This window comes from Georgenia sp. 311, from assembly GCF_006151955.1.
Classification (GTDB): domain Bacteria; phylum Actinomycetota; class Actinomycetes; order Actinomycetales; family Actinomycetaceae; genus Oceanitalea; species Oceanitalea wutianyii.
The window spans coordinates 55021-81245 of sequence record NZ_VDFS01000064.1 but is presented as its reverse complement, the minus strand read 5'-3'; the positions used below and the strand labels follow the sequence as shown (position 1 = coordinate 81245).

Here is a 26225-nt window from a genome sequence, read left to right as displayed (position 1 = left end):
GGCTCAGCTCCCTCCCGTGGTGTCGGGGACGTCGGAGGACCGGCTGCGCTCGAGCTGCAGCCGGGCGCGGCTCACCTGGCCCTCGAGCACGTTGACCGTCTGCTTCATCGCCTGGGTGGCCTCGGCCTTGTACCGGTCGATCTCGTCCATCGCCTGGAAGACGTTGTCGAACGCCTGCTGGAGCATGGCCGGGTCGACCGTGGCCTGGGCTGCCTGGCGCTGGATGTCGGCGCCCTGGGAGCGCAGAAGCTCCGACGTCGCGAGGATCATGTCCGACGTCGTGGAGTTGAGGGCGTCGACCTGCGCGAGGACGATCTTCTGCTGCCCGAGCGCCTGGGAGACGATGACGGCCACGCGCAGGGCGGAGAGGGTGGTGTCGAGCGCCCGGTCGACGCCCTTGATGAGCTCGGTGTTGTTCTTCTTCACGACGTCGAGGGCGAGGTAGCCCTGGATGGAGACGGCCATCTGGGTCATGAGGTCCTGGTGGCGCTGGCGCACGTAGAAGAGCGCGTCGGACTCCAGGGCGGCGGCGTCCTCGCCCCTGCCCTCCGCGCGCAGGCCGGCGATGCGCTGCTCGAGGCCGTCGCCGAGGTGGCGGGCGAGGACGGCGTAGTTGGCGAGCTGCTCGAGGGAGGCCCACAGCGCGTCGCGCTCGGTCTGGATCGCGGCGTTGTCCATCCGCAGCTCGTCCTGGCCACCCTTGAGCGCCTTGGTGATGGCGTCGAGCTGGGTCTGGGCCGACTCGTACTTCTGGAAGTACCGCTGGATGCCGCTGCCACCAGGGAGGAACCTGAACACCTTGCGCGCGCCGGTGAGGTCGTGGCGCTTGGGGTCGAGCTCGGTGACGATCTGGCGCAGCTCGGCCAGCGAGGCGCCCGTGCGCGACGCCGGGTCGGCGCCGGTGGCGGCAAGGGCGGAGGCCGGACGCTGGAGCATGCGGTTGGTGGAGTCGGCCGCCTGCCGCATCGTCCCCTCCCCCAGCGAGGTGAGCTGGGCGAGCTTGGTCTGGAACTCCGGGCTGCGCAGCGGCGTGGCGAGCAGGTCGTCGAGGAAGGCCCGGGCCGTCTCGGCGTGCTTCTGCTGAGTCTGGGCGTCGACAAGGATGTAACCGCCCACCTTCTCCGGCTCGTGGACGACGACGTCGGTGGTCGGCTCCGGCGCCTCGAGCTGCAGCGGGTTCTCGACGGCGGGGGTCTGGTTCTGGCCAAGATCGAGCGGGTTCGACATGCGGTCTGCTCCTCAGACGCTCGGGGTCTGCTCCCATTGTCTCAAAGCCTGTGTGAGAAGTGCCTGCGAACGGCTGGCAGGCACCAGACCCCTCACCCGGAGGTCCGTCTGCGACGCCGAAGCCGCGACCCGCTTCGAAGGAGACGCTCTCGGCCCATTGTGGCTCGACTACGGACGCGTTGATCAACGCTCCGCCCGGGCGCAGCCCCATCTCGATCGCGGGTTTCGGTGAACTACCGGTCGACCTCGCCGGCCGTGGGCGACGGGCCAGCAGGAGGCGCACGCCACTGCAACCATGGCCGTGAATGCGCTCGAGCCACTTTCGCGTGTCGACCCGGGTGTATACGCCGCGCACCGGCTGCTCACTCTGGCCGACATCAGTGATGCCCTTCACGAGGCGGGAATCGCTCATATGGGAGTGCCGCGTGGCTAGTTCGATGAGCAGCCCTTCTGCGACGGCCGCTGCCAGCACGCACTCCAGCCACTCGCGCCCCTTGGCGATCACGCACGAACACACCCGGCGTACCGGCCCCAGACGAGCGGCAAAGTTCGAGCGCTTCAACGGCGCCATGCTCGAGGAGACCGCCCACGCCAGCCCTACCTTCGCGAAACCGCGCCCGTGCCGCCTTCCCAGACTTCCTCCATCACTGCAACCACCACCGCGGCCACAGCAGCCTCAGCGGTGCCTCGCCCGCCAGCCGCGTACCAGCCAGAGCTCGCTTCCCTTGCGCGAGACTCCGCGTCTCCATAAAGTCAAAGGGCACCCTCGGCCGGAAGCGAGTGAGTTGATGACGACGGAAGCCGCAAAGTTCCTGCCGGTCGCCCGGATGCTCGAACGAGGGCGGATGGCCAAAGAGGACTCAGACACGGCATACTTTTTCGATTTGCTTTACGAGGCCGAGATGGTCCTGAAATTGCTGACGGTCGAGTTGATCGCTGGCATGTCCGACGATCGAGAACGCCATCGCTACGCACTCGAATATCGGCTAGTACGCGCAGACGGAATAGGTGAATGGGCGGAAGTTCTTGACGAGGCAACAACGGGCCCAGCGAGCCAACACTTAGTATTGGCCGCTCGCGACTCACAACGTGCACTGAGCGCCACCCATGGTCCAGGCGCCATGTCGTGGCAACGTGCCGCGGTTTCTGCGATCGAGCAGGCCTGCCGATGCCTTGACAACGAGTATCAACAGACCTCAGAGTCTAAGGTGTCGCTACGGATGTGGGCTAGGCACGTCGTTTGGCTCCGGAACAGAACTCGCGGGCACGGGGCCCCCAAGGCGGCTACCTTAGCAACGGTTTGCCCCGCGCTCCTGGAATCACTAACCCTCATTATCGAGAACGCGCCGCCTTTCAAACGAAACTGGGCTTACCTCAAACGCAACCTCTCCGGAAAGTACAGAGTAAGCAGTTTCGGGGGCCGACGACAGCCATTCGAATACCTAACACAACAGTCAGAACACAAGCTACCAGACGGCGTCTACATCGACTTGGGCGACCTGCGGCCCGTTAGACTGCTTTTCAGTGATCCAGATCTGACCGACTTCTACTTGCCGAACGGGAACTGGCGTAAGGGTAGGTGTGAGGTCCTATCGTACCTTACCGACGATTCGAGGACAGAAGACGGGGCTGCTTGGACTCTGCCGATAGGCGCGCAACCGCGAAGCGAGACAGCAGCCACTCCTGCTCTAGATGTCGTGGGAGAGGTTTTTACCAACATGCCGCCAAGGCGCGACGCCTATGTACCTCGGCCCGAGCTTGAGCGCGAACTCCGATTCACTCTACTCGACTCAAGGAATCCGGTCATCACACTTCAAGGTAGAGGCGGAGTAGGGAAAACCTCGCTCGCACTCGAAGTGGTGCATAACATTGCTCGCGAGCCGGAGTTCTTCGCGATCATATGGTTTAGCGCGCGCGACATAGACCTACTCCCGCAGGGTCCGAAAGTCGTCAAAGCGGATGTACTCACGACGGAGGACGTAGCCTCTGACTTTGCACAGTTGCTGCGAGCGGGTGAGAAGGTACGTCAGGGGGAAGCTCAGCAGTATCTTACCGATTGTCTAGCTGGAACCGCGGAGCATGGACCTTTCCTCTTCGTCTTCGACAACTTCGAAACCATGCGCGAACAAGCCGCTCTATATAACTATGTCAACAACGCGGTCCGGCTTCCAAACAAGGTGCTGATAACTACGCGCACGCGGGACTTTAAGTCCGACTATCCCATAGCCGTCGAGGGGATGACCAAGCCTGAGTTTCATCAACTCGTCGTTGAGACCACAGCAAAGTTAAGCGTGCAACAACTGGTAGATGAATCATACGAAGAGCAACTTTACGACGATTCCGGGGCGCATCCCTACATTACGAAGGTGCTGCTGGGTGAGGTGGCGAGGGAGGGTAGGCGCGTATCATTGAAGCATGTTGTCGCAACGCGGGAGGCACTGCTGGATGCTTTGTTTGACCGCTCGTTCGCGGCACTACCGACAAGTGCTCAACGCGTCTTTCTGACCCTCTGCTCATGGCGCTCGCTAGTTCCACGGGTGGGGCTCGAAGCCGTACTGATGCGTCCCGGAAACGACAGGATCGACGTCGATTCCGCCATCGAAGCGTTAGAAAATGCCTCTCTAGTTGAAAGGACTATCGACACCGATAGCGGAGCCGCATTCGTATCTGTTCCATTGGCGGCCGCACTGTTCGGCAGGAAGAAGCTTGTCACATCGCCACTGAAGTTGGCAATCGATGCCGACTTGGAGTTGGTGAGGTCATTCGGAGTCACGACGGTTACCGATGTCGCTCAGGGGCTTGGGCCACGCGTGGAGCGGATGGTGCGATGGGCGTCTGAACGCGCAGGGTCTGGCAAGGACGTCACAGATCAACTCGCCGTAATAGAGTACATTGCCACCGAGTTTCCGCCGGCATGGTTGCGCCTAGCAACACTGCAGCAGGAATTGACGGATCTCTCCGGAGCCGTACGTTCAGTGAACCGGTACCTCGAGACCGTACCCGACGACGCGGAGGCCTGGAGGCTTCTTACAGTGCTGCACCGGCGTCGCGACGATGGGCTGGCAGAGCTGCATGCCAGGCTGCAGTTGGCAGAGTTGACGGAAACGAGTTTCGAGGACCTGAGCACCACAGCGGCCCGACTGACTGGCATGCTGTCCCGGCGGAAGATCGACCTCAACACCGACGAACGCCGCCTCACGGCTGGACGATTGCGGGCGCTTATGGAAGCACGCGTCGACGAAGCTGACGCCACGGACCTGTCACGCCTCGCTTGGCTATGCATGCACTTGCAGGACGCGGCTGCAGCCAGCCGATGGGCAGCGCGTGGGCTAGAAATGGATGCCAGGAACGAGCACTGCCTCAAGATCCTAGAACGCACTAAGGGAGCGGGATAGGTTAAGGTTTGCCCAGGGCCGACAGAACTAACGAAGTTCGATAAGGCAGAGCTAAACCTCCCCGTCTGACACCTTTCAAACCGGGGGCAAGATTTGTCGGCTCATCCGCCTGCTCGTGACGCCGCTTCGAAGCCCGAAAGGGACTGGCTTAGACCATGGGCTGACCAGTTAGTCAGTCTCATTCCCCCTTTTCGCGTGGACAATCACGGACCGGTCCTCCGTAGTGTGAACTTTCGGAGCGTCGCGCAACTTGCGAGATTTCACACCATAGGCGCCCAGTCGTCACACCAGGGTCGTGATCGGTCGGGTCTGCTGCGCGGATAGGTGACATCTGATCTGTGGTGCCGAACGGTGCCACTGGAAGGATGTAGACCGTGCCGAAGCCGTATCCCAAGGAGTTCCGCGACGACGTCGTTCGTGTCGCGAGGAACCGTGAGCCGGGTGTCCATCTGAAGCAGATCGCTGCCGACTTCGGCATCAGCGAGTCGTGCCTGACGAACTGGATGAAGACCGCCGACGTCGAGGGCGGCAAGAAGCCCGGCACGACGTCAACCGAGAACGCCGAACTGCGGGAGGCGCGGAAGCGGATTCGTCTGCTCGAGCAGGAGAATGAGGTCCTGCGCCGGGCGGCCGCGTATCTGTCGCAGGCGAACCTGCCGGGAAATTGATGTACCCGCTCGTCCGCGAGCTGGCCGCAGGCGGGATTCCCGCCCGCGGTGACGTGCCGGGTGCTCAAGATCGCGCGCCAGCCCTACTACCGCTGGCTCGCCAACCCGGTCACCGACTCCGACCTCGCACAGGCCTACCGCGCAGGCGCCCTGTTCGACGCCCACAAGGACGACCCCGAGTTCGGCTACCGGTTCTTGGTCGACGAGGCCCGTGAAGCCGGTGAGCCCATGGCTGAGCGGACGGCGTGGCGGATCTGCTCGCAACTGGGGTGGTGGAGCGCGTTCGGCAAGAAGCGCGGCAAGAACGGCAAGAGGCCCGGCTCGCCGGTCCACGACGACCTGTGCGCCGTGGTCGACGACAAGGGCCGGGTCCGGCACGAGTTCACCGCCGATGCCCCGAACGAGCTGTGGCTCACCGACATCACCGAACACGGCACGGGTGAGGGAAAGCTCTACGTCTGCGCGGTCAAGGACGTCTACTCCAACCGCATCGTGGGTTACTCCATCGACTCCCGGATGAAGTCCCGGCTGGCCGTCGCAGCGCTCAACAACGCCCTCGCTCGCCGCGGCGACGTCGCCGGCTGTGTTGTTCACTCAGGCCGCGGATCTCAATTCCGCAGCAGGAAATACGTCCACGCCCTCAACCGCCACGACATGGTCGGATCGATGGGCCGCGTCGGCGCAGCCGGGGACAACGCCGCCATGGAGAGCTTCTTCAGCCTGCTCTAGAAGAACCTCCTGGACCGCCGCCCATGGGCTACCCGCGAAGAGCTCCGGATCGCGATCGTCACCTGGATCGAACGGACCTACCACCGCCGCAGACGGCAGGACGCTCCCGGACGGTTGACCCCCATCGAGTACGAGACCATCATGACCACGCCAGCCATTCAGGCAGCGTGACCCAACCTGTCACCTATCCGTGCAGCAGACCCGACCGTCCGGGCCGGCACGCCGAGCTCGGGACCAAGCCAGTCCTGCCCGCGGCGTTCTGCATGACGCTTGGCCACGATCACTTCTTCGACCTCGACCGGGGTCTGCGCGGGAGAGTGATGGGGGCGAGAGGACCGGTCAAGCACCCCCGCCTCGCCCTCCTGGCGAAAGCGATTGACCCAGCGGTGGGCGCACTGACGAGAGATCCCTTGGGCCTTAGCGGCGTCGGCGACCGCCCACCCCTGCACGCAGACACGCTCGACCAGCAGCTGGCGACCCCGCACGTTCAACCGGGCGTTACGGTGGGACACGAAGACCTCCGGACGGTAGACGACCTAGACATCGCCCACCGCACCCGGAGGTCTTCACTTCGTCAACGACCGGCCCGGAGCGTCACCAACCTCCTGGCCGAGTACAACTAGTCGTTCATCACTTCACACGCCCGCCCTCGATACCACCCCACCGGCGTCGCCAAGACGAACCGCTCTTGGCCGACCACTGACCGCGCGTACATACTTCCCCGGACAGGCACCCCAGTAACCCTCTATTCATTCGATCCAGCCCCAGGCGTTCCACGCCCAGCGTCAGAGCCGCTATGGCGATACTGCTTCACAAGCGGAACCGCGAGAAGCGGCGCTGCGAGTAGGAGAACCGCCATCGCGAGCACAAGAAGCGCCCTCGCCGCCGTGTTGGACAGGTCGAGGAGGAGCAAGAAGCTAACGAAGACGGGCACAGCGCCCAGCACTGCGTAAAGAATCTCAACGTCCTCGTCCTCCCAGAGTTCACGCCAACTGGGACTAACGCCTCTCATAAACAAGCGAGGCACATCCGAAACGTGATATCGGCGCCGCCTGGAGTAGCCGAGCCTGATCACGGAGGGAATCAGGGAGACATACATGCCGAAGGCCCCAACTAAGACGCCAAGATAGGCATAATCATCAAATCCGGCCACGATCGAGTAGAAGAAAATCCCGACCGCAACGAAGGAGGAGACCCCCAAGAATACCGTCAATCTCCACCTGTACTTCAGCCCTGAAGCAGCCATTCGAACTCCGCCCTGTTTTGAGGTGTTCAACTCATCCAGGCGCCGCAACCTTTCGACCCATGCCGCGCCTGCCACAACATCCTACGGTGAGCAGTCAGCTATTACCCTACCATCGGTAGATACATGTCGGCCTTGACTGAACTCATGACAGTTGCCGCTCTAGCACCGGCGCCAAAGTACGCCTGGCTCGAGCCCCGAAGCCCCTTCGCGAGCGATGGCCTCCACGTCCCGGCCGCGAAGGGCGGTGCGAACATGCGAACATTGCCCGGTGCACGCCAATTGCTATCGAAGCGATAGACCGGACCCAGCGCTCACCTGGATCGTTTCCGCGCACTAGCGGACGTCTTCCATACCGTCCCCGACTCCCAGAGCGCACTGGCCTCTCTGCGGAAGTGCTCATACCATGGCGCGTCATCATGACCCAAAATGAATATAGGCGCCGACTCTTCGGTTGGCTGGAACTGATACATCTGGATCATTATGCGGCCGCCGGGTTCATCGACGTCAAATGCGTTTATTCCAATCCTGGGCAGGACGTCTGTAACCCTTACTTCGAAGGTGCCAGACCGCGCCAAGGACGCGAGTTCCGCATTAGCTGTTGCAATGGCGTGCTCAATCTTGCGGCGCACACTTGCACTACGCCCTCCGGACTTAGTCTCAGCAACCATCGTGAGAAGTGCCACATTATTTGGATTGGGCAGCAAAAGGCGCACCGAGCCACCATTTCGCATGATTCTCTTAAGGTCCGGGAGCGCCGTCGGTAGCGTCCGCGCCATGGACAAACCCGCGAAAAAGTAGTCGCGTGCAGCCTCGCCGCGAACATCGTAGTATTCGGCAGGGAAACCCTCACCAAACAGATCGGTGCGTCCGCGCTTCCACCCAGCAGACACTTCGGAGACTTGGGCGCGGCTGCGCACCTGGGAAACCGCCAGTACGGTCAGGAGTGCAAGCGTGGTCGAACCCACTACGGCTGGCCCTACCCACCCCATAAGACTCGCGAAGGTGACCGCCGTGGCCGCAAGGGCCAGTATACAGAGATCTAGGTGATGCAAAAGGCCAGCAGTTGCACGCCTGGTAATACTTCGCTTGCTACTCACGACGGGTCGTTGGGCTCGCCAGACCACACTCGGGCGCCCAGCTCGCTCAAGACGCTGCCCCTCTCGGAAAGAGAAAGCTTCGGCCTGTTGTAAGACGTCGCGGGGATCGGCTCCGAGCCGATCATCACAACACCATCTTCCTGGAGGGGCGATGTAAGAAGGAGGGTGGCCACAAATCGCCCGTTCGGAATCTCTGTCTCATGCGGCACACCTGCGGGAACTTGATGGAATTGACCAGGACCGCACTCGACTGTACTAAGTCGCTCGACATACACTTGGGGGCCGGGAATGAACCTATCGGGCTCATTTGCGTAGTCGATCCTTGCCGAGTACTTCTTCGCACCACCTGAGGGGTCATCGCTGAGATGATAGAGACTTTCCCGATAGGTGCCCGCGAGAATTCGACTACAGAGATGCCACGCGTGTGAATGTATTGGAGGCGAGTCGCCCCTGACCGTCCCCCTACGGACCGGCCAAACATGCAGTCGCAACGCACCGAGAGGGGCGCCCTCTTCGAGCCGAAATACGGCAAAGCCATTCGGATGCCAGTGAGCCGGCGCCTGCATCAACTTCGTGCGCAGCGCCACACTATCCCCGCTTGTTAGGTCGTCTAGGTACTTCCGACTGGAGTCACAGAAATCGTCGAACGCGACTCTTGGGCCAGCCATAGTTCCTCCCTGTCCACGGCGGCGCTCGACCCTTCGAGCTGCCAGACATCACGTTACAAGGTGTCGAGACCGCAGGCATCGCTATCCGCGCCCCCACAAGCTGTTCACACTCGTGGCGCGGTGGCATCGTCGGCGAGCGGACCGTAAGGGTGTGGACGGCACCAGCCGGCAACGTTGCACGGCAGATCTGGGTGCGCCGGCCGCGAACGCGAGATCGCAGGTCCATGCTCGAGATAGGAGCGTTCAGAATGACTAGTTGTGATGTCCAGGGACGTTCTCCCGATTCGTGGGTCAGTCTGCAACAGGTGAAGGCCGCCGGTTGTGAAGTGGAGCTGTCGAGTTCAACCGCTTCACCAACCGGAGGCCGTCATGTCCCACGCTAGCGCTGCTCAGCGTCCGCAGGCCGGGCTGCGCCTGGCCCAGTTCATCGTCGATGACGGCTGGAGGTTGGGGGCCGCGGCCAAGATGTACATAGGCTCGGCGCGCACCGCGAAGAAGTGGGCCGCGCGGTACCGCGCCGAGACATCACCATGGCCGCCGCTCCAGCCGCCCGCTCACCAGCCCGACGAGGGGAGCACCCTGAGTCTCTGATCCACGTCCATGTCACCAAGTTCGCCGACATCCCCGGCGGCGGCTAGCACTAGCTAGGACGGACCCAGGGCAGGAGCAACGCACAGGCCACCGCGCACAGAACCGGTGAGCGCTGCGCGGCAAGAACTACCGCCCGATGATCGGCACCGCCTACCTACACACCGTCATCGATGACCACTGCCGGTGGCCTACGCCGAGATCTGCTGCGACAAAAGGCCGCCACCGCGAGAGGGTCAGATCGCTACTCGGACCGGCTCCGGAACTGTGTATGGCCTCCAGTGGCATGCCTCGGCATCCCCTGGCCAGATGTCAGCAACCTGGTGCAGCAGACCCACACGCGTCACCGAGTCCCCCGATTCGAACCCGCGCCGTGGACGTGGCCCACGATCTCCGGATATCCGAGGAGCGGAGAAGCGTGCAGTAGTCGGAGCTCGCTCGCTGCTCAGGGCAGCAATTCGCTCGGCTGTCCTCGCCACACCACGACGAGCTCATCACGCGCCCGCGAGGCCGCCACGTAGAGCAGCGACCGCTCGCGCAGCAGCGCGTCCGCGCGGTCACCCTCGGTGAGCTTGTCTACGGCGTAGGCGGCGGGCACCGTGTCGTGGCTGACGTCGAAGAGGACGACCCTGGAGAACTCCATCCCCTTCGCCCGGTGCATGGTCATGACGAGCGGGCGGCCGGGCCGCACGTCGCGGTGCGCGTCGACGACGCGCACCGGCACGTCGTGTTCCTCGAGACCCTGCACCAGCTCCTGCGCGCGTCGCGCATCGCGGACCAGCAGTCCGATGGTCTCCGGTGCCACGCCGTCGTCCAGCCACCGCTGCACCCGGCCGGCGACCTCGGACAGACCGTCACCGAGCGAGTCGGTGGGGACGAGCTCAGGCTCAGGCCCGGAACGGGCCGACCGGTACAGCGCGGAGTCCTCCTCCTCGCCCTCCATGTCCAGGTACTCGCCGCCGGCGAGAACCGCCATGGCGTAACGAAGGTTCTCCGCCGTCGTCCGGTAGTTGAGCGTGAGCCTGCGCGCGCGGCCGACGATGCGGATGCCGTACCGACCGAGCACGACGCGCTGGCCGTAGATCCGCTGGTGGGAGTCCTCGGCGATGAACAGGTCGTCCGGCCCTTCCGGGACCAGGGCGCGGAGGAACTGCCACTTGGCCGGTTCCAGGTCCTGCCCCTCGTCGACGAGCACGTGGTCGACGACGCCACAGCCTGCCTTCTCCAAGTAGGCGGCGGCCACGGCGGCCAGCTCGCCGTAGTCGATGCTGCCCTCGACGCTGGCTCGCGCCCGGTACGCCTCGACCACCTGCCACACGAGCTGCCGCTTGCGCCGGTCGAGGGCCACGCCCCTGCCGGGCCGACGGACGCGCAGGTACTCGTCGCGCGTGGTGATGCGCTCGGGCAGGACGACCATCGAGTACTCGGCCTGGAAGAACGTCGTGCTGCGCAGCTCCTCCGGCAGGTCCGGCACGGTCGCGGCAGCGTCCAGCCAGTTAGAGGCCGGAGTACGCCCACCGATCGACGGGCTCCGGCTGCCGAGCACCTCGGTGATCGCCGCACCGACCTCACTGCCTGCCATCTGGATCACCGAGTGGACGGCGGAGTCGACGCCCGCGATGTAGATCCCGGGCTCACCAAGCCGAGAGGCGATCGGGACGCTCGAGTCCAGTCGGCGCAGGTCCGTCCTCAACGAGTCGGCCAGCACCTTGTTGAAGGTCGTGAGCAAGATCCGTGCACCAGGGTCGCGCTTGGCGAGCAGGCGAGCACGGTGGAGCAGGACGACGGTCTTTCCGGTCCCGGCGCCGCCGGACAGACGGAAGGCGCCGTTGTAACCCCCGGTGGCGTAGCGGCGCTGCTCCGGGTGGAGAAACACCCGCCACGCGGCGAAGTCGTCGTCCTCGATCGCTTTGCGGAGCTCCTCGTCGTCCTCGATGAAGGCGAACTGGAGCTTGGCGGCGTCGTGCTGGAGCGCCGCGAGGAGCTCCTCGTCGGTCTCTTCGTCACCGGAGAGCTCGACGCGGTCGATCCCGAGGTCTGCCCGCACGTCCTCGACGGGCTTTCCGCCCGCGAGGTCGATCAGGGCGAGAGCCTGCCACTGCGGTGCGGCCTCGACGGCGGCGATCAGCGAGTCGTCGGAGGTGGCCTCCATCGCCCGGTCGGCGAGCGCCGCGTCGATCCCGAGGTCGAGCAACGCCTCCTTGTCCACCCCGCGGGTCTCGAGGAGCGACCACGCCTCCGCCGCGGGCTCCGTCTCGTGGACGGGCGGCTGCGGCGCGGCGCCCCCGGCCCCGTGCCCGCCCTCAGGTGCGGCTTCTGCGGCCGGTTGCGCTGCGACCGGCTCCGAGGCCTTGACCAGCTCGGCGATGCCGTTGACGGGGTTGACCTTGAGCCGGGCCGTCTTGGCAAACGCGATCGCGTCGTCGTGCGGGAGGATGCCGAGGTAGACGTAGTGCGCCTCGTCGCCCTGTCCCTGCACCTTGAACAGCACGGCCCGGTAGAAGTCGTTCACCCGCCCGGTCCGCACCCGAGGATCCGCCGAGCCGTTGATCGGCTCGATGTGCAGGCCCGGTACGGCATCGTCGGCCGCGAGCTTCTCGAGGAAGGCGTAGCCCGCCTTCTTCACCGACCCGTCGATCTTCTTCGTCTGGCTCGGGCCGAGGATGATCTGGGGCATCAGACACGCTCCTGTGTGGTCGCGAGGGTCTCGCGGATGGCGTCGGCGTCGATCGGGACGATCGTCCAGCCGGCTGCGGTCAGCTCGTCACGCTCGTCCTCGCGCAGGTCGACGTCGACGACGACGCGGAGACCGGGCCAGGAGACGGCCAACGGCACGCCGGTGTCGGTCTCGACGCCGAGCTCGGGTCGGACGGCGTCGGCCTGCCACACGACGTCGAGGACGGCCTGCTCCTCCTTCGTGGCGACCTCGTAGAGGTCCGGCCATGCAGCCGCCACCGCAGCCTCCCCGGGGGACGGAGTCTCGAGTGCAGCGCCGGCTGCCTGGTCGACGAGCGAGCGAACGGTGATGGTCGTCGGCGACCGGCGCAGCGAGAGGAGGTTGCTCACGCGCAACCACTCGCGCCAGGCGTCAGCGCGGTCCTCCCCCACCGTCCGGTCGTCCAGCACGGCGACCACCTCGGTCGCCATCGTGCCGGGCTTCGTCAGCCGCGCGGCGAGCACGAACGGACCCGACCGGTACGTCCAGGCGCCGTCCAGCGGACTGGCGGCAGGCGAGGGCTCGTTGCCGTCCAGCAGCTCCGCTGCTGTTGACACGAGGGAGGCCTCGGCCGGCACCTGGTAGGCGACGGTGTCCGGCCGGACGGCGAACATCGGCAACCAGTCCGCCAGCGTGCCCACGCCGTCGGCGTCGGGTCGCTGCAGCCAGTGGAGGAGGAAGTCGACCGGCCCGCGGGAGAGAAGGTCGACGGCGGACGGCTTGAGGGCGCCACCCGAGGCCGACATCACCATGCCGCGATTGTCCTCGGCATACCAGGGCGGCGCGCTCACGGCCGCGGGCGCGAGCTGAAGGTCCTGCCACGTCACGGCGAGCACGAGGCGCCCGCTCTCGCGCAGGACCTCCCGCTTCTCGGCGTCGTCGGCGAGCCGGTTGCTCGACTCCGACGCGTGGTACCGCAGGCCATCGGTGAGGATCGCGACCTCGGGGACGTCGGGCTGCTCGCTGCGCAGCACGAAGTCCGGACGGCACCCGAGCAGGTCGACCTGCGGGTCCAGCGTCCACCGGCGCCCGTCGAGGCGGATGGTCCAGCGGTTGCCGCGATCGGTGGGCAGCTCGGTCACCTTGGCCCCGGCCGTCTCCAGCCGCTCCTTCAGCACCTTCCGGAAGAGCTGCTCGAGGTGGGACTCCGGGTCGAACCCATCCGGTTCCGTCTCGGTCCACTGCCACGTCATCGTCTGCGGTACCTCTTCCTTTGTCGATCCCAGGATCTCCCGCAGGTGCCGCTCCGCCACGGCCCGGGACACCCACTCCGTCCCGAAGGACTGGGCGAAGGGCAGCAGGCAGCGATGGCAGGCGAGGCGATGCTCGTCCTGGCAGGGGCACTCGCGCACCTGTTCCCAAGCCATCAGCAGGATCTGCCACATCTGGTCCGGGTCGGCGAGCTCGGCGAGGTAGCCGGTGCCGCCGGGGACGACATCGTGGAGCAGCAGGGCCTCGGGGTTCGGGTCGGTACCCACGGGCGTCGGGTCGACGGTCGTGGCGACGGCGAGGTGGTCGGGGTCGCCACCGATCCTCTCGCGCAGGCCGAGCAGGAGCGCGGCCGCGAGGCTGGGGACCGCGAAGCGATCACCCAGGGTCACCGATGCGGGCAGGCGCAGGACGATGCCCTCGGTCCGCAACGTGCGCGACAACGCGATCGACCGGGTCGACTCGGTGGCGGCCTTGCGGTGACGGCACCAGGGACGGTGCTCGGTCGGCCGGTTGGCGCGCGTGTCGGTGTCCTGGTGGCCGCAGGCCTCGCAGACCCGGAACAGTGGTGCCGGGTTCGACGTACCGGCGAGCTCACGGGCAGCGCCCGGCCGTCCTGCCTCGCCCACGTTCACCCAGCGCAGCGTCATGTCGCGCAGATACTTCGCGCCGAACCCGGAGTCCTCGACGAACCACTGACGCACGATCTTCGCGGGGTCGACGTCGGCGCCCGTGAGGACGGTGTAGCGGGTTCGGATGCGGTCGTCGCGGGAGTCGTCGATCGTGGCACGCTCGCGGCTGATGGCGGAGGAGACGCGCTCGAGCTCGACGACGTCCATCCGCTGCTTGAGGTCGGGCAACCGGGTGTCTCCGCAGCGCGGGCAGGCTGTCGGGACCTTGCCGACGTCGTCGAGCGGGTGCGCGTACCCACAGGCGGCGCAGAACGCGTGGGTGCGGATGGCCTCGGCCTCGTGGCCCAGGTCGACGGCGTCGATGGTGATGGCGTACCCGCCGGAGTAGAACGTCGCACCGGGCGCGAAGTCGCGCAGGGCGACGGCCGATGCGCGGGAGTAGTCGCGGCTGTCGTCCTCGTAGTCTCCGGTGTCGGGGTCGACCCAGCTGATCGAGACGTCGAGGCTCACCGAGTCGTCCAGCAGCGTGTAGTTGGGCAGCAGGCCGTACTCCTCGAGCACGCCGATCCAGTACTCACCCCGGAGGTCGGCGAGCTGCTTGCCGGCCAGCTTGAGGCCCGCGCGTGCGGCACGGAAGGCTGCCTTGTCGTCCTCGGACGCCGCGGGCGTGCCTGCCCGCTGCTCGAGCTCCGGCAGCTGCTGCTGGATCTCCGCGCGGCGGTGCTGGAGCGTCTCCACGGTGTGGTTCCACCGCTGGGACGCCTCAGCCAGTCGCGCCGCGAGCGGGCTCGTCCCTGGTCCCGGCGACGGTCGCGTCCATTCCCGGAGCCTTTCCCGAACCCCCTCGGACAGGGTCGGGAAGCCTGCGAGGAACGCCTCGCCGATCTCGGGCCGGCTCTCCGCGGCGACGGCGAGCGCGTGGAGGTAGGAGCCGGGGGCGGTCGTGCCGATTGCCTCGACGGCCCGGGCCGGGTGCGGTGCCGACGGGTCCCGGGACAGCGTGTCGGCGACGGCGGCGACGAGCTGGCGCCGGAGGATCTCCTCGGCGTCGAGGTAGGTGGCCGGCGGGCGGACCTTTCCGTCGATGACGGACAGCGGGTCGCCGAGCCGGGGCAGGTGCTCGCCGCGTCCCGTGACGTAGGCCAGGACGAGCGCATTGCCGGTGAGCCGGCCCGCGCGCCCGACCCGCTGGAGGTAGGAGGAGACCCGGCGCGGCAAGGCGGAGAGCATGACGGTGGACAGGTCACCGATGTCGATACCCATCTCGAGCGTCGGGGTCGCGACGAGCACGTTGGGGGCGGAAGGGTGCGGGTCGGCCGCCTTGAACTCGGTCTCGTAGGCGAGCCGGACCTCGTCGTCGAGCAGGCTGGTGTGCTCGCGAGCAACGACACGGCGTGGGTCGCTGTTGGCGTAGAGGTGGCGGTAGAAGTTGTCCGTGCGGGGCGTCGGCTCGAGCGTGCCCGAGCAGCGGCTCACCAGGCAGGGAGCCCCGGTGAGCTGTCGGACGACGGCGACGGTGCCGGCCGTCAGCGACTCGCAGTGGGTGCACCGGAGCATGGTCCGCCCCGCCTGCATGTCCTCGAGGCTGATCGGGTGGACGACGACGGAGGACGGCGGCAGGGAGTACACCTGTGCGCCACTCGCGGACGTGGCGGTGTTGACGACCTCGTGGGTGGCGAGCTGCGCGAAGAGCAGTCGGGCGAGGGTGGCCCCCTCGGCCGTGGGGATCCCCAGCGTGCGCGCCGTCCAGTTGGCGTACCACCCGCGGGCACTTCCGACGGGCTCGAGGTCGGTGTCCGTGCCGAGCGCCTTCCCGACACGCGGGTAGCCAGGTGCGGGCCGGCCCTTGGGGAAGGCGGGCATGCCGTCGCTGCGGCGCCGTCCGCCCCAGATGGACCAGCGGTTGCCGTCCTCCTGCTGGAACTTGGCGAACCACTCGTGGTAGATGGCGCCCTGCTTGCGCATCCGGGTGAGCACGCCTCGTGCCCAGGCGAGCAGCTGCTCGCGGGACGGCTCGAGGAGCATCCCCCCGGCTTCCGTGACGGCGCGCTCGGCGCAGCGCCGGAGCAGGGCCTCGTCGATGTCGACCTCCCCGGCGACCGAGCCGGTGCGTTCGAGGGTGCGGCCGATGCCGGCCTGCAGCCCGAACTCGAGCTCGACGTCGAGCAGCAGCCGGCGGCGCACGCGGCGCAGCACCTGGCGCGGCACCTGCCGCGCGGTCGCGGCCTCCCAGAACGGGGCGAAGGAGTCACGGTCGGCGAGGTCCGGGGGCAGCAGGCGGTGGCGCCGGTAGCTGTCGTCGCCGGCGTCCTGGAGCATCCGCTCGACGATCTCCTCCAGGCCGGCCGGGGCGTCGCCGACGGCGCTGCGGATGAGCGAGCGGAGGGTGAGCGTGTGGGAGCGGGCCTGCACGAACCCGGCGCGGTGCGCGGCGTCCTGCACGGAGTCGGTGAAGACGAGCGCCTTCTTCTCGCGGTCGTCGAGGTGCTGGTCGCCGAAGAGCGTGGAAAGGGTCACCGACAGGAGGGTGGCGATGGCGGTACCGAGGAAACGGATGCCGTCCTCCTGCAGACAGGAGGGGCAGGTGTCGTTCGTCGACAGCTTGCCGGCGTCGTCGCCGACGTGGACGAGCACCGGCAGGATGCGTCCGCCTCGCAGATCCTCCTCACCGTCCGCGGGTGGTGCGGTGAGCAGGCGTCGTTCCTGGACGTGGAACCAGCGCAGGTTGGTCTCCGTGGAGACCTCCGCGCCGTCGAGGGCGTGGCGGCCCTCGGTGGCGGCGTGGACGAGGGCGCGGAAGCGGTCGTCGTTCTGCTGGCGACGGGCGCGGATGCGGGTGTCGTCCATGTCGAGGTCGGTGCCGGTCGGGGCGAGGACGACGCCCCACCCGGACCGTCCGCAGTGCCGGCAGTAGAGGGCCGGGAGCGGGTGGGTGTCGAGCTCCTCGAGGGTCTGCCCGTCGTCGCTCCACCGGTACTGCGGGGCCAGGGTGGGGGTGCGGTCGATGCGGGTGAGCTCGCGGACCCACAGGTGGAGGTCGACCGTGACGGCCCGGCGGCCCGCCTTCGCACGCACATGGCTGACGGCGCCGAGCAGGCTGACGACGAACCGTTCGGTCGTGCGCTGCCAGTGCTCTGCCTCGGCGGCGGGAAGTGGACGGTCGACAACGAGGGCGCGCGCCAGGTCCCGGACCGACGTCGCGGCGGCGGTCTCGGCAACGAGGGTGGCGGTGAGCGGGTGGGCCTTGAGGAGGTCGAGCAGCAGCTCGGTGTCCTGCGGGTCGATACCGGGTGCCTGCGTGTCGTCGCGCCGCCAGAGCTCGCTGAGGACGGCGGCAGCGAGTCGCTCCCCGACGGCGCCGTCTCCGAGGTCGGCGACGGCGGCGTCGACCCGCTCGACGACGTCCGCGTCGGCGCGAGGGCCGGCCCGCCCTGGGAGAGAGATACCGCGCTCATCGAGCCGGCCGCCGGCGCCCTTCGCCCACTCGTCGTGAGTGAGTCGCGACTCGGTGATGACGGCGTCCGCTTCGATGTCCTCACCGAAGACGGTCCGGGCGAAGTCGAGCATGGCGGCCGGGTCGCCCTTGTCGCCGAGAGTGGCGGACGTGGCGACGGGCGTGATGCGGCCGAGCGGACGCCGGCGGTCGGCGTCCGTGACGGACGGGTCGTCCGCATGCCAGTGGTGCTTGAGGGCGAGGCCGAGGCGACGCAGCAACATGGACACGTCGGTGCCCTGAGCTCCGTCGTAGGTGTGGAACTCGTCGAGGACGAGGTACTGGAGGCTGTGGGCGCTACGCTCCCACAGCGCGGCGTCGTCGGCGCGCAGGAGGAGCTGGTCGAGCATCTTGTAGTTGGTGAGGAGGATGTCCGGCGGATTGTCGCGGATCTCGCGACGGTTGGTGATGAGACCGTCGGCGGTCACCTTCGTGCGCTGAGGGCCCTCCTGGCCGGTGTAGAGAGCAGCACGGACACCCTCGAGCTCGGGGTTCTCGGTGATGAGTGCTGCGAGCCGGCCCGCCTGGTCGTTGGCGAGCGCGTTCATCGGGTAGAGGACGAGCGCCTTGATGCCCGTGACGCCGTCGCGCTTGGCCCGGCGGACGTGGTCGAGGATCGGGTAGAGGAAGGCCTCGGTCTTCCCCGAGCCGGTCCCGGTGGTGACGAGCGTCGGCCTGGGGCGCTCCCCCGATGCGAGACCGAGGCTGCTGAGCCGGGCGAAGGCAGCGGCCTGGTGGCCGTAGGGGGTGAAGCCGGGCAGCCACTCGAGCGTGTCGCGCCAGCCGGGGTCCGCGGGGCGGAACGGCAACCGGAGGCGGACGTACGGGCCCTTGAAGATGCCGTCCTCGGGGTCGGCGAGGAACTCCTCGAGCGCGGCTCGCGCGTCCTCGTCGGCGAGAGCGAAGGTGGTGGTGAGGTAATCGAGCAGCGACTCTCGGATCGTCTCAGCCTGAACGGTGGGCAACAGCTCGCTCATGAGCGCTCCTTCAGCCGACGCTCGAACTCGGCGTAGGCGACCCGCATGTCGTGCTCCCGGTCGAGCGTTCGGAACGGCAGCTCGTAGGTGTAGGTGTACCCGGCCTGGTTGGTGGCGGTGCGCTCCTCGACGGAGATGCGGTCCCCCTTGATGCGCCAGATCTTCAGCACCTCGTTGGGGACCAGCCGACCGTTGGCGTCGTAGAAGTCGCGGTTGCGGTCGTAGCCGTAAAGCACGGGGAACTGGGTGCGATAGATGCTGCACAGCTCGTCAGCTGTGACGCCGAGCATGAGTGCGACGAGGGCGTCGATCTCGACAAGGGCTTGCCGACGTTCTGCCGCGCGGCGAAGCGGGACAGCAGGCGTCCACTCCGCAGTTACCTCACCCAATTCTGACTGCTTTAAGTGCGAATTGGAAGCCGTCCAACTCGCCGACTGGAACCTCTCGTCGTACACCGACTGCCACAACGGCCCATACGCCGCCGTTAGGCAATTTAGGCGCAAGGAGCGAAGAATAAGATCCGACAGGAGGGCACCATCAGCCAGCGACAGGCGGGCGACCGTCGCCTCCGAAATTGTCGACTTAGGAGCAACACGGACCGAGAAATCCGCCAGAAGCGACGACGTTACGGCAGCTGCAAGAACCGTCGGCAATACACCCGAATCGACGCCGGCTGAACTGACCCCGTGAATATGAGCCACACCAGGAGGAATGATCGCCGGAATCAGCGTTCGAACGGCGACATTATTCGCCATATTCCGCCATGCCACTCGATAATAGTCGCGCGCGGGCTTCGGCTCTTCCTCGGTCCCCCAGTCGGTGTAGGCGATGTCGTACTCGTAGCGGTCACCGCGGGGCTTGTAGGACGTCACCGGAATGGCGTTGGGGGCCAGGTGCTCCAGGTCAATACTTGACCAGTCGAGGTTGTGGAGCATCGTCTTGTTCGGCGACTTGTAGAACGGTGTCGCTACATGCAGGTGCGGGCCCTGCAGGATGACGTGGTCCCAGGAGTCGGCGGCTCCCCAGGACGAATCGAAGTAGCCCTTCACTCTGTCGTTCTTCTCATGCCAGCCTGCGGAGAACTTCAGACCCAACGAGCCGAGTCGGTCGGCGGCAGCAAGCTTCGCCAGCACCGTCGCCGAGGATCGGTTCACCGTGTAGACCATCCGGCTCTGCCGGACAGGCACGCTGTCGCCCTCGAGGACGTCGTGCCATGTCCTGAGGACGCCGTCCGTGACGTGGATGATCCGGTCGTGATGCGGGCGCACGTCCCAGTTTCCGTTCGGATCCTTGAGGCCGGGCTCCGGTCCCGTGCCGTCGTGCACGAGCGACCGGTCGACCGTGTCGGGGTGGTACAGCGACGTGGAGTGCAGGAAGCCCACCTGGGATCGTTCGGCACCGTAGATATGCACGCCGTAGTTGACGAGGTGGTGGATGTCGAAGAGCACGAGCTCGTTGATGAACTGCCAGTGCCGGCGCAATCGCGCATAGCTCGCGCTGCGCAGAATGCCGGCCTTCTCGTCGGTGAAGTGGGTCTCGGGGTGAATGAGTCCCACGGTGCCGCGTAGCGAGACGTGCCGCCAGGTCTGCTCCATGAAGCAGCGGTAGAGGTCCGGTTGCAGTCCCGCCAGGTGCGGGTACTGCTGGACCGCGCCGAGGTACTCGGCGGTCGCTGCGACCTCGGTGGTCCCCTCCAGCACGAGGTCGCGAAGGCTCCTCGCTTCCAATGTGCGTTCCCGCGCAGCGCGCACCTCAGCCTGGGTGGCCTTGGCTTTCAGCTGCCACCACGGGTCACCTTCTGCCAGGAGGGCTTCGACATCGGACCGTGGCCGGACCCACGGCGGGTTTCCCACCTGGAGGTCGAACCCGCCGCGAGCCATCGGCGCCGCGAAGTCGAGTTCCCAGTGGAAGAATCCCTCCGCCCCCGCGACCGCCTCGCACACGCGCAGCCACGGGTGCTCCCGCAGCACCGTTTCCACGGGCGAGACACTGGCGAAGAGCTGGTCGAAGGCCTCGTAGTCCCCGAGCTCGTCCCAGGACACCCCGGCACTCAGCGTCTGGTCATGACCTCGGGTGGCTCGCGTATTGCCGGTGTGTCGGCCGAGCAGCCCTCGGAGGGCGTCGATCCACTGGTCGAGCGTCGGCGGTTCGATCCGCTTCAACTCACCGTCGACCTCGACGGTCGTGAGACGGTCGGTGAGCGGCCAGAACCAGAGCGCACACCATGCGTCCATGACGCGGCGCAGCCGCCGGTAGGCACTCCCGGCGTCGTTCAGTGCCGCCTCGATCTCATGTCGTTGCACCCGACCACCGACGGGTAGATCCTCGGCACCCCACACGTCGATCGAGCGGCGGATCTCCTGTTCGGCGACCTGAAGGCGCCGGAGCGCGATCTGCCAGAGCCGCTCGACGCGGTAGGAGACATCGACCAGCGCATCGATCTGCTTCTTGCTCGGCTTGCTGCGGATGGAGCGCTGCCAGGCGCGGAGGCGGTCGCGCGCCTCGGGAGCGAGCTCCTTGGCTTCCGTCGCGTCCGTCGTCGCACCCCATCCCTCGGCGGGCAGGAGGAAGTGGTGGATCCCGCCGTCCAGACCGGAGGCGAGTCGGTCGTGCTCGGCGTCGTCGGCGAGGGAGGTGAGCGGCACCTCCCTCGGCACCGCCTTGAGCCAGGTCTTGTCGTTCACCTGGCCGCGGCGGTAGACAGCGCGGCGGGCGCCGATGAGGGAGTTGCCGCGGCGCAGGTGGAGACCGAACCAGGGCGCGTCGAGCCCGGCGACCATGGTGTCGAGCCACAGCGAGATCTCCGCGAGCTCCACAGCGGTGGCGTTGAGGTCCACCCCGTAGACCTGGTGCAGCGCGAGGTAGGCCTTGACCTTCTGCAGCGCGCGCGGGTACTCGTCGGGATCGATCCGCTCGCCGGTCTCCTCCTGGCGGCGCTTGAGGTACTCCTCGGCGAGCTGGCGCACCGCCTCGATGGCGAACGCGCCGGAGCCGAGCGCCGGCTCGCAGACGGTGAGGTCGAGAATCTCGCGCGCGGGCGTCCTGCGTCCGTCCTGGTCGAGCAGCTCGGCGAGGGCCTGAGAGACGGTGAAGCGGGTGAGGACCTCGGGGGTGTAGTAGGAGGCCGACTGCTGGCGGGCCCGGCCGGAGAGCCGGAAGACGAACGAGCCGCGCTCGTGGAGCACGGCCTTCCGCTCCCCCGTCACCGGGTCCGTGGTCTTGACGAAGTCCTTCTCGGCGATGTGGCCGGCACGGTCGACGGGCACCACCCAGGAGCCCTTGGACGCGTCGCCGTTCTTGGCGACCTCGTACAGGTCCTCCTCGGCGAAGAAGCCGGTGTAGGACATGAGACCCTCGTACACCGCGCCGAGCTGGTTGATGCCGAGCTCGGCGTAGGAGATGAAGCCGCGGTCCTTGCCCTTGGTCTCCTTGCTCAGGAGGAGGTGGCGCAGCACCCGCTGCATAGCCTCGTCCCCGAGCCCGACCTCGTCGATGTGGGCGGTCGCCTCCGGGGTGAAGAGGTCGGCCCTGAGGTTGCGGAAGGTCAGGCCCTCGAGGGCCGCGGCCTCGTCGTCGACCTTCCCGCCGTCGTGCCCGTCCTGGACAAGGCGGAAGAGCACGCCGAGCGACTGGTAGATGTGCGTGCTCAACCTGGCGTGCGATGTGGTGAGCTCGACGAGAGTGAGGTCGCGCAGCCGGTCGAGGCTGTAGCCGCGCTCGTACTCCGGGGCGCCGGTGGGCAGCACGCCCATCTCCGGGGACGCCTCGGCGTAGAGGAGGAAGAGGATGCGGTAGAGGAACCGCAGGGACTGCTTGGCGAGGGGCTGGGCCTCGTCGGCCGGCAGCGGCGGCAGTCCCTGGGCCCGGCGGCGGGCGACGACCTCGTTGCCGATGATCTCGATCGACAGGCGCACGCCGTCGCGCAGGTCCTCCGAGACACCTACGGTGTGGCGGACGGAGTCCTCCAGCACCTGCGTCCACCAGATGGTGCCCTCGGCGTCCGGGGCGAGGGACTCGGCGCTCAGGCAGGTCAGTGCCCGGTCCACCTCTCCCCCGCGGGTGTCGTCGGCCCGTTCGGCGACGAGCTGGACGTCGACGGCGAGGTAGCGGCCCTCGGCCCAGCGTTCGCGCTCGGCGACAAGGGCAAAGCGACCGGCGAGGACGAGCGCGAACACGGGTGCGTCGTCGGAGACGAAGAGCGTGGACAGGGTGCGCGCCACGGACGTGAGCTCGGTGGCCTCGTCGTGCCGGTAGGTGCGCAGCAGGGTGGGTGCGTCCTTGGCGAGGAGCTCGTCGGCACTCTCCACCGGGACCGCCTCGACAACGGCGAGCGGACCGGCGTCAGTGAGCCCGGCCCGGCCAATACGCACCACGGGCCCTGCCGGGTCCGGCCGGGTCTGCGTGAGGCCGGGACGGGTGTACCCCAGCACGTCGAGGAGCTGGGCATTGATGACGGCAGCAGCGACGTCGCGGTCGGCGGCCTCGTCGAGGGCGGCGAGCCGGTCGAGCAGCACCCGGCGGGCGGCGGTGAAGCGGGTGCGGACGGTCCCGGCGTCCTTGTCGGCCTGCCACTGCTTGCGCCGTTCGAGCACCTTGGCCTGGAAGGACTCCTTCGTGGCGTCGGTGGTGAAGTAGTGCTCGCTGATCCAGTCCTCGCCGACGATGAGGGCGTCGCTGGTGGCCATCAGTGCTGACCTCCGGTGTAGTCGTTCGGGACGATGACGAGCAACGGGCGCACGAGCGTGCGACTGGGGAGCATCGCCCCCGCGAGCTCCCGTTCGGCGTCGACCCGTTCCTGTCGCTCGCGAAGCTCGCCCCGCTTGGCGAGGCCCGCGGCCTCCTCGTCCCACCTGCGGGTGCGCTCGACCCAGGCGTGGACGCGCTCGGCCGTGGAGTCGGCAGCCGCTCGGGTGACGCCTTCCATCGTGCGGAGGGCGGAGTCGACCGCCGGTCCGAGGAAGCGCTGCAGGCCTGTGGTGTCCGCCAGGGCGCCGGTGTTGACCGTGTGCTCGGTGAACCCGACGGCCTCCAGTGCCGCGGTGACCGAGCCGTGCGCCTGGGTGGCGGCGAAGGACGGGTTGTCCGGGTTGAGGAAGGTGGCGGTGAGGAAGCTGGCGGCCACGACCTGACCGCGCTGGTTGGTCAGGGTGCCCTGGAGGACGACGGCGAGCTCGTCGCCGTCGCCGCGGACGGCGAAGACCTGGTCGCGGCCGAGGTTCGCCAGTGCCCGGTCGGAGACCCAGTCGAGGACGGGGTGCAGCGGGGCGAGGTAGCCGGCCTCCGGCCAGGCGGACTGCGTCTCGTCCTGCAGCGCTCGTTCGAGCTCGGTGAGCCCGCGTTGCGGTGTGGTGGCCAGCTGCAGCTTCTCGTGCACGCGGCGGGCCGTGAGGTAGGGCTGCGGGAGGACCTCCAACCGCCGGCGCAGATCGGGCGGCGGGACGAGCTCGGCGACGTGGTGCTGGGTGTGGTTCCGCCAGGAGACGCCGTTCGGTGCCCGGGAGCCCGGAGTCTCCAGGACCTCCTCCAGGGCCTGCTCGAGGTAGGTGAGGTCGGCGGGGAAGAGGGCGTCGTCGTGCGTCGGGACCTCGGTGGCGGCCGGCTGCGCCGACTGCTGGGTGAGCCGGGCGAAGAACGCCGCGACGTCGGTGCCCGGGGTGACGTCATCGACGTCCTGGACGACGTCGTCGAGCTCCTGCCGGCCGGCGAGCACCTCGGTGATCGCCTTCTCCTCCGCCTCGACGCTGTACTCGCCCATGAGGGAGGCGGAGTCACCGAGGGTGCCGTGCGCCTCGTGCTCCTTCTCCACGAGCCGGGTGAGGACGCGGATGTCACCGCTGAACCGCTCGCTGGTGGGCTGGAGCAGCAGGGTGGTGATCTGCGGCCTGTGGCGCTGGCCGTACCGGTCGATGCGGCCGTTGCGCTGCTCGATGCGGATGAGGCTCCACGGGATGTCGAAGTGGATGAGCTGGTGGCACTGGGTGTGGAGGTTGACGCCCTCGGAGGCGACGTCGCCGGTGACGAGCACCCGGATCGGCGAGGACGCCTGCTTGAACGACTCGACGACCTCCTGCTGGGTGACGTCGTCCAGGCCGCCGTGGAGGATGACGACGTTCTCCGGCCTCAGGCCGAGGTCCTTGACGAGCTTGGACTGCAGCCAACGCAGGGTGGGGACACGCTCGGCGAAGACGACCGCTCTCTCGTCCGACCGCGGGCCGACACCGATCTCCCCGAGCAGCTCGACGAGCCTGGCGTACTTGCCCGACTCGGAGTCGAGGGCGTCGTTCGCGAGCTCCTCGAGCCGGCTCAGCGCCTGGTCCTCCCTGGTGGAGGTCACGCCGTCGCGCGACGCGATGCGGCGTCGTCGTTCACGGACCGTCTCAAGGAGCGCGGCCGGGGAGGAGAGGAAGGCCTTGGCGAGCGTCCACGGGAACAGGCGGTTGTTGCCGTGGACCGGGCTCACGCCGTCGGCCGGATGCAGCCAGACCTGCTCGAGCTCCTCGGCGATGGCGTTCTCCGCGGCTGACGCGGGGACGAGGATGTTGCGCGGGGGCATGCGCTCGGCCCAGTCGGCGCCCACGGTGCTCGCGACGTCCGGGGAGTGACGGTGGCGGCGGATGATGAGCCGCTCGAGCATGCGCTCGTCGAGCTCGCCGTCCGGGCCTACGGCGCTCGGCTCCAGCATGCGGACGAGCTCGGCGAAGGACTCCGCCCGGCCGTTGTGCGGGGTGGCGGAGGCGAGGACGAGCGCCTCGGCGCGCCTGGCGAGGAGCCGGGCCAGGCGGTTGTTCTGCGTCGCCGCGTTCGTCACGTTGTGCGACTCGTCGATGACGACGGCGTCCCAGTACTGCTTCTCGAGGTGGGCGAGGTAGCGGTCGGACTTCAGGGTGTCGATCGAGACGATGACGCGCTTGTAGAAGGCGAACGGGTTGCGGTTGGCCGGCAGCTTCTGGCGGATGCGCTGGATGCCCACGGAGTCCAGACGCACGAAGGGGAGCGAGAAGCGCGTCCACATCTCGCGCTGCATCTGCTCCAGGACGTGGCGGGGCGTGACGACGAGGATGCGCTCGCCGCGGCCACGGCGCACGAGCTCGGCAAGGATCATGCCGATCTCGATGGTCTTACCGAGGCCGACAGCGTCGGCCAGGAGGATGCGGGGGCGCAGGTTGTCCGGGTCCAGCGCCTGACGCACGGCGGCCACCTGGTACGGGAGCGGGTCGGCGAGGCCCTTGTGGGCGACCGTCAGGCGTGGGTCGGTGAGTGGGATCGAGGTCTTCCGGAGGGTGGCCTCCAGCCAGAGCCGGCTCTTGCGGTAGCCCGGGGAGTCGTCCGCGACGACCTGGGTCTTGCGGGGGTCCGCCTCCTGGATGTCGTCCAACGCCGTGGAGAAGGTGGCCTCGGTGTCGCGGACGAGCTCGGACAGGCCCTGGACATGGACGAACCAACCGTCGCTCGCACGCTCGACGTTGGTGACGAGCCACTCCTGGTCCCGGACGACGACGACCGAACCTGCGGCGGCGGTGAAGGAGTCCTCTGCTGCCGCTTCGACTTCGTTGTGCACTGAATCAGCTACCTCGTGTCGC

Annotated in this window: 8 protein-coding genes and 4 pseudogenes; 4 read left to right on the top strand and 8 right to left on the bottom strand. The window is 67.4% G+C overall.

Annotation, left to right across the window (positions count from 1 at the left end):
• Positions 1-3 precede the first annotated feature (3 nt).
• On the bottom strand, positions 4-1227 hold the full coding sequence (locus FHE66_RS14700) for a toxic anion resistance protein (RefSeq protein ID WP_139073729.1): 1224 nt from the start codon (positions 1225-1227) through the stop codon (positions 4-6).
• Positions 1228-1729: 502 nt separating this feature from the next.
• Between FHE66_RS14700 and FHE66_RS15935 the strand changes: the two are divergent.
• The 3 genes and pseudogenes from FHE66_RS15935 to FHE66_RS14690 form a co-directional block, all read left to right on the top strand.
• Positions 1730-1932: pseudogene (locus tag FHE66_RS15935) on the top strand (integrase core domain-containing protein); the annotation flags it as partial.
• 83 nt (positions 1933-2015) lie between these two features.
• Positions 2016-4622 carry an NB-ARC domain-containing protein gene (locus tag FHE66_RS14695; RefSeq protein WP_139073728.1) on the top strand — a complete coding sequence of 869 codons (2607 nt, stop codon included), beginning with the start codon at positions 2016-2018 and terminating at the stop codon, positions 4620-4622.
• 374 nt (positions 4623-4996) lie between these two features.
• Positions 4997-6190: pseudogene (locus FHE66_RS14690) on the top strand (IS3 family transposase).
• A 68-nt stretch (positions 6191-6258) separates the two neighbouring features.
• On the opposite strand, the pseudogene FHE66_RS14685 reads toward FHE66_RS14690, so the two are convergent.
• The 3 genes and pseudogenes from FHE66_RS14685 to FHE66_RS14675 form a co-directional block, all read right to left on the bottom strand.
• Positions 6259-6531 (bottom strand): annotated as a pseudogene (locus FHE66_RS14685) (leucine zipper domain-containing protein); the annotation flags it as partial.
• Positions 6532-6764: 233 nt separating this feature from the next.
• The gene (locus FHE66_RS14680) at positions 6765-7265 is read right to left on the bottom strand and encodes a hypothetical protein (protein WP_139073726.1); all 501 of its coding nucleotides are present in this window, start codon (positions 7263-7265) and stop codon (positions 6765-6767) included.
• 311 nt (positions 7266-7576) lie between these two features.
• Complete coding sequence (locus FHE66_RS14675) at positions 7577-8230, bottom strand: DUF5919 domain-containing protein (RefSeq protein ID WP_139073725.1); 654 nt, start codon at positions 8228-8230, stop codon at positions 7577-7579.
• 1169 nt (positions 8231-9399) lie between these two features.
• Here FHE66_RS14675 and FHE66_RS15930 point away from each other — a divergent pair.
• Positions 9400-9837 (top strand): annotated as a pseudogene (locus FHE66_RS15930) (hypothetical protein); the annotation flags it as partial.
• Between the two features lie 226 nt (positions 9838-10063).
• Here FHE66_RS15930 and FHE66_RS14665 read toward each other — a convergent pair.
• Genes FHE66_RS14665 through FHE66_RS14650 form a run of 4 tightly spaced genes read right to left on the bottom strand, consistent with a single transcriptional unit; the run spans position 10064 to position 26203 of the window.
• Entirely contained in the window at positions 10064-12295 is a 2232-nt protein-coding gene (locus tag FHE66_RS14665) for a 3'-5' exonuclease (RefSeq protein WP_139073723.1), read from the bottom strand.
• Positions 12295-18645, bottom strand: coding sequence for a DEAD/DEAH box helicase (locus FHE66_RS14660; protein WP_139073722.1), 6351 nt, complete (start codon positions 18643-18645; stop codon positions 12295-12297). The genes FHE66_RS14665 and FHE66_RS14660 overlap by 1 nt, the downstream gene beginning before the upstream one ends.
• Positions 18642-23330: a class I SAM-dependent DNA methyltransferase gene (locus FHE66_RS14655; protein ID WP_139073721.1), complete on the bottom strand. Its 4689-nt coding sequence runs from the start codon at positions 23328-23330 to the stop codon at positions 18642-18644. The genes FHE66_RS14660 and FHE66_RS14655 overlap by 4 nt, the downstream gene beginning before the upstream one ends.
• Positions 23330-26203, bottom strand: a complete 2874-nt coding sequence (locus FHE66_RS14650; protein ID WP_255303768.1) for a helicase-related protein — start codon at positions 26201-26203, stop codon at positions 23330-23332. The genes FHE66_RS14655 and FHE66_RS14650 overlap by 1 nt, the downstream gene beginning before the upstream one ends.
• Between the last annotated feature and the right edge of the window lie 22 nt (positions 26204-26225).

Excerpts from the sequence above, each read along its gene's own strand:
- FHE66_RS14655 (WP_139073721.1), bottom strand. The coding sequence starts at position 23,330 with ATGGCCACCAGCGACGCCCTCATCGTCGGCGAGGACTGGATCAGCGAG.
- FHE66_RS14680 (WP_139073726.1), bottom strand. The coding sequence starts at position 7,265 with ATGGCTGCTTCAGGGCTGAAGTACAGGTGGAGATTGACGGTATTCTTG.
- FHE66_RS14665 (WP_139073723.1), bottom strand. The coding sequence starts at position 12,295 with ATGCCCCAGATCATCCTCGGCCCGAGCCAGACGAAGAAGATCGACGGG.
- FHE66_RS14700 (WP_139073729.1), bottom strand. The coding sequence starts at position 1,227 with ATGTCGAACCCGCTCGATCTTGGCCAGAACCAGACCCCCGCCGTCGAG.
- FHE66_RS14695 (WP_139073728.1), top strand. The coding sequence starts at position 2,016 with ATGACGACGGAAGCCGCAAAGTTCCTGCCGGTCGCCCGGATGCTCGAA.
- FHE66_RS14660 (WP_139073722.1), bottom strand. The coding sequence starts at position 18,645 with ATGAGCGAGCTGTTGCCCACCGTTCAGGCTGAGACGATCCGAGAGTCG.